Origin of the sequence: Terriglobus sp. YAF25, from assembly GCF_052113305.1 — a bacterium.
Taxonomy (GTDB): Bacteria; Acidobacteriota; Terriglobia; order Terriglobales; family Acidobacteriaceae; genus Terriglobus.
Genome location: NZ_JBFRCY010000137.1, coordinates 1 through 7,594, shown reverse-complemented (window position 1 = coordinate 7,594; position 7,594 = coordinate 1). Strand labels below are relative to the sequence as shown.

Genomic DNA, 7,594 nt, shown 5'->3' with positions numbered 1-7,594 from the left:
CACTATGAGCGTGAGCCCCTGGTCATGGAAGGCGGCACGACGTTCTTCTTCGTCACCGGAGGCATCGAAGAAGCGCTGCAACGCGCAAAGGCCGTCGCAAAGGACAAGGACGTAAAGATTGGCGGAGGCGTTTCGACGGTGCGCGAGTACTTGCGCGCCGGGCACGTCGACTCGATTCATCTTGCGGTATCGCCTGTCTTCCTCGGCAAAGGCGAACCACTCTTCCTCGGCATCGATCTACCGTCGCTGGGCTTCTCTATAACGGAGAAGGTCRTCACCGAGAAGGCGACGCACATCGTCCTGGAGAAGCAATAATTTTCCCTCCTCAGACACTGGGTGCCCCATCCATCGCATCGCGATGGGTGGGACGTTCGGGGTCCCGGCGAACTTGATTCCCTGGAGTGACGATTCGAGCTGCGTTCGAATCGCTTTTTTGTTTGTCATTTCGTAGCGACCAACGGGGAGCGGAGAAATCTGCTTCTCTATCCGTGCTCTAAAAAGCGGTCGCGCATAGCGAGATACCCCACGCTAGAGCATTTCTCCTGTAGGTGTAGTGTAGGGATTCGTTATCTATGGGCGTTTTCCATAATGAAAACGCCGCTGCACTCCACTTCCGGGCTACCCAGCAACAGGAGAAATGCTCTAAGGCCCAGCGAACGAGTTCGCCGGGGGGACCCACCCTTCGCGATAAAACCGCGAAGAATGGGGCAACAACGAGGCTCTCCAGAGCTCGATACGGCCACTAATGATGCTTAAAAAACTGAATCGCACGCTCATGCTTTTCCGCTGCTTCGCGGCTTGAAAACGTGCCCAGATTTTTACGCTTGCCCGTCTTCTTATCGGCGTGGCGGCTGTAGATACGGAATTCGCCGGATTTGAGTTTACGGATCATGACGGCGTTGGATGCAGCGCGCCCTCGCAAAGGAAGCTTTCCGGACAAAGCGCAAAAATGAAGAACGCTCCCCGAAAGGAGCGTTCTCGCAGTACCGCTTGAGCCGTTACTGAATCTGCACCAGCTCGCCATGACCTGCCGGAGCACCCGGGCTGGTCTGGCTGGTCTGCGGAGAGCGCCAGTGGTCGATGTAGCTGACCTGATGCACGCAGCTGATGGTGCAGCCCGGGCTGCAGGTCTTCTCTGTCAGGAACTCGCGCTTTACATCCGCGGTGGTGTACTGCGACAGCGGAGTCGCGGGGAAACCGCGCTGCTGGCTGCAGTAATGCACTAGGCCGTTCTCGCAGACGTAGAGATAACGTCCGCCGGCGCGGCAGCGCCAATCGTTGGTTTCGCCGTTTGCGATGGCTTCCTGGAAATGGTTGAAGCGCGAGTAGCTGCGGCGCGTCAGCTTACGGACCGCGTCCCACACCTTGCGCTCTTCTCCGCCCAGCGGCTTCAACTGTCCGTCGCCGTCATGGATGATGCCGATGGTCGAGCTGAAACCAAGTCCCAGGGCACGCTGCGATATGGTGTAGGCATCCTGCGGATTCTGAATGCCGCCGCCGACCACGGAGTTGATGTTCACGTGGAAGTCGGCATGCTCCGCCAGCCACACCAGGCGCTGATCCAGCACCTTGAGCGACTTCTTGGAGACGTCGTCGGGCATGACGTTGTCGATCGAGATCTGCATGTGATCCAGACCTGCCTTGTTCAGGCGCTGGATGCGCTCGGCGTTCAGCAGGTAGCCGTTGGTGATCATGCCGGCGATGGCGCCGGTCTTGCGGATACGCGCGATGATCTGGTCCAGCTCCGGGTGCAGCAGCGGCTCACCGCCGGAGATGGTAATCACCGAGGTGCCCAGGCGGCCGAGGTCGTCGATACGGCGCAGCATCTCGTCCAGCGGTACCGGCTTCGAGTGATCGTCGTACTCGTTGCAGTAGGCACAGGCCAGATTACAGCGGCGCATGGGCACAATCTGCGCCATGTACGGATGGCCGGTGGAGAGCAGCGCATGGGCAATAGAGCCCAGCTCGCGCACACGGCGCACAGCGCCCCTTACGCGGCGGCGGAGCGGCATGGGCCGCGGATTCTTCTGCGTGGCGGACTGTGTCATGGTGACCTCCTCTATTTTACCCTTTGGCCTCCCCCTAGAGACTCTTTTGGGTTCTCCGTAAGCTCTTTGGTGCTCCCCGGAGGCAAATCCGATGGCATACTGAAACCACCCATTCACAATCTGTACCGGGTCATCTGTGATCTCTTCCGTGTGAGGAATCGCTTTATGAAGAAGACCTTCGCGCTCTTGGCCGCGGCTGCCGTCGCCGTTCCCCTCGTTGCTCTGCTTGCCCAGGGGTATGGCGGCTCACCCATCTGGTGGGAGGCCAATACCGGCGAAAAGATGCCGCTGGCGGCCCTCTTTCGCGACTCCTCCGGCGACATTCTGGTCTACAACACCGGCGGCACGATGGGTACCCGCGACCACGCTTTCTTCTCCAAACTGGGGAACAACGACCGCGCCTGCATCACCTGCCACCAGCCCTCGGCTGCAATGAGCGTGAACCTCGAACGGCTGAACGAGCGCTGGCTGCAGACCCACGGGACCGATGCCGTCTTTGCAGCAGTCGACGGATCGAACTGCCCCATCCTGCCGCAGAAAGAAAAGAGCTCGCACTCGCTACTGCTGGAGCACGGTCTCTTCCGTATCTATGAGCCTTGGCCGGCCCCCGGCGTAAAGCCGGAGTTCACCATCGAAGTCCTGCGCGATCCCACCGGATGCAACACCGACACGGTCTATGGCCTGAAGTCGGCCCGGCCGACCATCTCCGTCTACCGCCGCCCTCGCATCGTGGGCAACTTCCGCTTCCTGACCGGAGGAGCCTTTACCGCCGACAGCCGTGCGGCAACGCTGGAGCAGCAGGCCATCGATGCCGTCCGCATGCACGAGCAGGGCAGCGGCAATCTTTCCCCAGAAGACCTGCACCAGATCGTCGAGTTTGAAGAGCAGCTCTTTGTCGCCCAAAGCCGGGACGAGACCGGCGGCGACCTCACCGAAGTCGGCTCTGCCGATGTCCTCGGACCCTGGACAATGAGCCGGACCCGCCCGGACGATCTGCACGCCGTCGCCGACCGCAACCTCGCCCGTTTCCTGGCCGTCGACGACTGGCCTTACCGCCGTCCGGAGAGCACGACTCCCCGCGATGTCTTCCGCGAGTCAGTCCTGCGCGGCAGCCGCATCTTCTCCACACGCACCTTCCACATCGGTGAAACCGCCAACCTGGAACACGTAGGCGGGCACAAGGTGATGGACGGCACCTGCGCCACCTGCCACAACGAGCGCTTTACTGGAGTCAGCAACCAGGGAGCATGGGCCGACATCGGCACCAGCATCAAGGGATGGATCGGCGATCGCCCGGAGCTACCGCTCTTCAAGATCACCTGCAACGCCGACGCCACACCGCATCCGTACCTCGGTCGCGTGATCTACACCAACGATCCCGGACGCGCACTGGTCACCGGCAAGTGCGCGGATGTCGGCTCCTTCGTCATGCAGCAACTCCGTGGCCTGCCGGCGCGTGCGCCGTACTTCACCGCGGGTACGGCGAAGAACCTGCACGAGGTCGTCGATTTCTACGACAAGCGCTTCAGTGCTCACTTCACTGAGCAGGAAAAACAGGATCTGGTGAACTTCATGTCAGTGTTGTAGAAAACTCTAACGAGATGCAGCAGATGTTCGCGCTGGCTTACGTGAAGGCTTCGCAGGCTTTTTCGTTGTCTTGAGTTCGGAGATCATCCATTCCCGCAGATGTGCGTTCAGGCGGGTCTGGTATCCCCGCCCCTGAGACTTCAGCCAGAAAACAACATCGGAGTCGATGCGAACCGTTACAGGCTCTTTCACTGGCCGATAAAAGCGGCCGCGTTCCCCCTTACGAAACATCTCGTCAGTCCATTCAGGGATATCGGACGTATCCACGTTGCGGTTACGTAACGCTTCAAGTTCGCGGACCTGCGCCGGAGTCAGCGGTGTGCCAGGAACTCGTTCATATCGAACGGTACGATTGGATTCAGACATCTTCTGATTTCGCGTCGACATATCGCTTTTTCTCTCCTTTCGTCGCCTCTCGCGCCGAGATAATCCGAATAACTTCTTCGCCATCTTTTTCGCGAATGGTATGGACCACCAATACGATGTAGTGACCCAGTACAAAGCCAATGGTCTGCCATCGCTCCTCGCCGTCTACGATCCGATCCTGTTCCGATATTGCATCAGGATCGTCAAAAACTGCGGCAGCCGTCGCAAAACTTAACCCATGCTTTTTGCGATTGCTCTGTTCTTTCTCAGCGTCCCATTCGAATAGCATCGGAGCAATTTGTACATACACGACTGTACAACAAAAGGCAGCGTTGAGGCTGCCTTTTGTTGTACTACTGACAAAATGTTTTACAGAGCAAACTGAAAAAGCATAGCGTGGCGGCGGTCCTGATCGTCGTCCATCTCACCCTTCTTCTTATCCTCGAGATGGACCGTCAGGGTCTGCTCCCGCTTCTCGCGCAGGATGGTCACGGAAACCGGCTTGGACTTGCCATCATGCAACGCGCGCAGCCAATCATTGCGTGTAGCCACGGCAACGCCGTTGACCTTCAGCACCACATCTCCCGCCCTCATGCCGGAGCGTTCGGCAGCGCTGTTGGGTTCAACATTCCGCACCAGCAAACCCTTGCCATTCGGAGATCCAAAGAACTCGGCGAGCTGCGGCTCCATGGGATCAAGCGTGACGCCGATACGCGGCAGGCCAAAGATTACCGAAGGGCTGGGAAGCAGCTTGTCGCCGAGGCGAGCGATGGAGCTCTCCTCGCGGCGCGAGGAACCGGCGCCGTCGATCGCGGGGTCCGGAACCACGAAGTGCTGACTCCAGGCCTTGCGCTCGATCTCGCTGCGATTCGCCAGCGTTACCTGGTAGGTCTGCTGCTGGCCGTCGCGGCTGACCACAAGACCGATCCTGCGGCCCGGGGACGACTCGTGCAAGATGCGGCGCAACTGATCTTCGTTCTCGATCGCCTGCCCGTCCATCTGCAGAATGACGTCGTGCTCCCGCAGACCTGCCTTGCAGGCCGGGCCGTCATGGTCAATCATGACAACCTCGACACCACGGCCATCTTTCAGTTTCAAAGATGAGATCTGGTCCTGCGAAAGATCACGGAAGTCCACGCCGAGATAGCCCTGCGCGGAGCGGTTTCCCGCAGCCAGCACGAGGCGCCATGGGGCCTGGTCGCTCCACTCCTGCGCGTGGGCTGCGGCTGTGCAGAGGCCGGTCGCCAGGGCAACGGCAACGATCGTCAGGCGAGAGATTCTATGCGCCGGAGAGTACTTCATGGCAGTACAAACTTCTTCCTCACACCAGTTCGACGAGACGGATGGCGTACTCGTCATCATCGGGGATTACTGGATCTGGCTGACGCTCTCAAGAGCGTTCATGGATGCGTTCCGTATATACGGATTGTCGTCCGTAGTGGATACCGTGTGCAAGACCTGTCGTACGGAGGAATCTGCCTGCACTGGCTCCAGCATATTGATGGCCTGCATGCGGACGTCGGGGTCGTGGTCGTTCATGATCGACTCCAGCACCGCATCGCGGACCCGCTGGTCGGTGGCCAGGTAACGCTGCAGCCCGTGGAGGGCGTTCATGCGGACCTTGCTGTCCTGGTCGTACCGCAGGCTGACCAGCAGGGTGTCGCGGACAGTCGATCCCGGCTTACCGGATTTCTGATCACTGTCCTCGTCACAGATGTGACCGGCCTTGCATCCCTCGGCCAGCAGCGCAATGGAGGAGTCGCGAACGTCGTTGCTGATGCCGTTCTTCGCGCCCATCAGAAGCAACTGCTTGATCTGCGGATCGTCCAGAGTACCCTGCGCCGTCTCCGGCACAACCCGGTTGTAGTTGACCTGCACCTGCTTGGAGTCGGGTGTCTGAACAATAGAGCTGATATTGGCGATGGTGGAGTCGGCCGAATGCTGCATCAACACCGGCGGAGTGGCCTTGGGAACGTGCGCCGCCTGGTAGCTGCTGATGGCCGAGCCACCAACAAACCCCGCACCCACCAGCAAGACAGCCAGCGCCGGAGCTGCCTGCACATGATGCAGACTGCCCATGACCAGAATCCGCAGACGTGCCAGAAGGCCCGGGGCAGGTTCAGCGTCCAGGGCCTCATCCAACTTTACGCGTGCCTGTGCCAGCAGGTTGGGTGAGGGCTCGGCAAGCTCAAAGGCGGCGAGCGTATCCTGCATCGCCGTCAACGACTCAAGTTCCTGCCTGCAGACCTCACAGCCTGCGAGATGCTCATCCAGTTCCGGGATTCTGTCGTCTGCCAACTCGCCATATGCGAGCAGGACGACCTCGAGTTGTGCCGATTCGCACTTCATTGCGTTCTACCTCTACCAGCCTCAAAATCTTTACTGCTCAACTGCTTTTCTGCGGATCGTCTCAATGGCTCAACCGTGCGTCCGCTTGGGTACCGCAAACTTCCCGTTCTAAGTCCGAAGCTCGGCCAGATTCAACCGCAGCTTTCGGGTAGCACGGAAGAGCGTGTTCTTTGCCGTCTCTTCCGTGGTATTCAACATCTCTCCGATCGTCCGGAGCTTCAAACCCTGGTAATGCTTCAACTCAAACACCATGCGCTCGCGCGGCGTCAGCTTGGTCAGTGCAGCCATAATCCGCTCGCCCATATCCTTGCGCTCCAACTCCCGTGCCGGATTCGCCATCGCACGTTCGTCGGAGACATTCGCCATCAGGTCCATCTCCTCCCCGGCGGCATCCAGCACCGTCGCCGGATCTTCCCGGCGGCTCTTCCGCCGGCGCAAAGCGTCCAGGCRGAGATTCGTCGCGATGCGATACAGCCAGGTATAGAACGAACTGTCGAAGCGGAAGTTATGGATGTGCCGGTAGGCCTTCAAAAACGCTTCCTGATGCACATCCTGCGCATCCTGCTCGTTCCCAAGCATGTGCAGCGCCAGCCGCAACACCGCCTGGTCATACCGGCGGACAAGCTGATCGAAGCTGGCGCGGTCACCCCTTTGCGCCGCCCGAATCAGATCGTCGTCCTCAGCGCGTTGCTGCGCACGGGCATCCATCTGGGCCTGTGTCAGCCGACCGCTGTTTCGTGCCGCCCGGGTTGCAGCCGCCTTTGCCATGGCTGCGGATGATTCTACCCGGCGGAGCCCGATACTGGCTCCCATACCGCTTCCCATCGGAGAAACGACGTTTGCACCTAAAACTTCTGTTCGCATCTATCTCTGACTCCGGAGTCAGGAAATCAATCTCATTCAGATAGACCGTGGCGTACAGGAAACGTAAGCAGAGGGAGACGGCGGATGGCCAATCACCGGCCGAGATGCGGCCTAGTCCTTGATAACGATTATCAAATTCACCTGCGTTTCAAGGGGAAAACCGTACCTCAGCGGCTGAAGCCGCTTATCTTCCTGCTTGGTTCGGCACGGCTGAAGCCGTGCCCTTAACAAGGTACAGACCGGGCAGATGGGTAACAGATTAGACCGGGGACATAGGTAACACTTTCGCGAGGTCGAGCGGAGGCGTGTAGAAGTCTGGCATGCCTTGGAGAGCGAGCGGAGTGTTGGAAGAGCGTGCCCGGTTTGCAGTGGAGTGGGAG

Annotated in this window: 9 protein-coding genes; 2 read left to right on the top strand and 7 right to left on the bottom strand. The window is 59.5% G+C overall.

What is annotated here, in order from left to right; genetic code table 11:
• Window positions 1-315 (top strand): dihydrofolate reductase family protein (locus AB4043_RS07700; protein WP_442306789.1); only part of this gene is annotated, 315 nt, incomplete at its 5' end.
• A 427-nt stretch (window positions 316-742) separates the two neighbouring features.
• Here AB4043_RS07700 and AB4043_RS07695 read toward each other — a convergent pair.
• On the bottom strand, window positions 743-892 hold the full coding sequence (locus tag AB4043_RS07695; RefSeq protein ID WP_187143281.1) for a hypothetical protein: 150 nt from the start codon (window positions 890-892) through the stop codon (window positions 743-745).
• A 106-nt stretch (window positions 893-998) separates the two neighbouring features.
• Complete coding sequence (locus AB4043_RS07690) at window positions 999-2,012, bottom strand: radical SAM protein (protein ID WP_442301648.1); 1,014 nt, start codon at window positions 2,010-2,012, stop codon at window positions 999-1,001.
• Window positions 2,013-2,213: 201 nt separating this feature from the next.
• On the opposite strand from AB4043_RS07690, the gene AB4043_RS07685 reads away from it, so the two are divergent.
• Window positions 2,214-3,635 carry a hypothetical protein gene (locus tag AB4043_RS07685; RefSeq protein ID WP_442301378.1) on the top strand — a complete coding sequence of 474 codons (1,422 nt, stop codon included), beginning with the start codon at window positions 2,214-2,216 and terminating at the stop codon, window positions 3,633-3,635.
• 6 nt (window positions 3,636-3,641) lie between these two features.
• Here AB4043_RS07685 and AB4043_RS07680 read toward each other — a convergent pair whose 3' ends face one another.
• The 5 genes from AB4043_RS07680 to AB4043_RS07660 all read right to left on the bottom strand — a co-directional run bounded on the left by AB4043_RS07680 (window position 3,642) and on the right by AB4043_RS07660 (window position 7,175).
• Entirely contained in the window at window positions 3,642-4,022 is a 381-nt protein-coding gene (locus tag AB4043_RS07680; protein WP_442301377.1) for a BrnA antitoxin family protein, read from the bottom strand.
• Window positions 3,994-4,311 (bottom strand): BrnT family toxin, encoded by a 318-nt coding sequence (locus AB4043_RS07675; RefSeq protein ID WP_442306788.1) that lies wholly within the window; start codon window positions 4,309-4,311, stop codon window positions 3,994-3,996. The genes AB4043_RS07680 and AB4043_RS07675 overlap by 29 nt, the downstream gene beginning before the upstream one ends.
• A 59-nt stretch (window positions 4,312-4,370) precedes the next feature.
• Entirely contained in the window at window positions 4,371-5,303 is a 933-nt protein-coding gene (locus tag AB4043_RS07670) for a PDZ domain-containing protein (protein WP_442306787.1), read from the bottom strand.
• A gap of 66 nt (window positions 5,304-5,369) precedes the next feature.
• On the bottom strand, window positions 5,370-6,350 hold the full coding sequence (locus AB4043_RS07665) for a HEAT repeat domain-containing protein (protein WP_442301374.1): 981 nt from the start codon (window positions 6,348-6,350) through the stop codon (window positions 5,370-5,372).
• A gap of 108 nt (window positions 6,351-6,458) precedes the next feature.
• A complete protein-coding gene (locus AB4043_RS07660) occupies window positions 6,459-7,175 on the bottom strand; it encodes an RNA polymerase sigma factor (protein WP_442306790.1) in 717 nt (238 codons plus the stop codon).
• Between the last annotated feature and the right edge of the window lie 419 nt (window positions 7,176-7,594).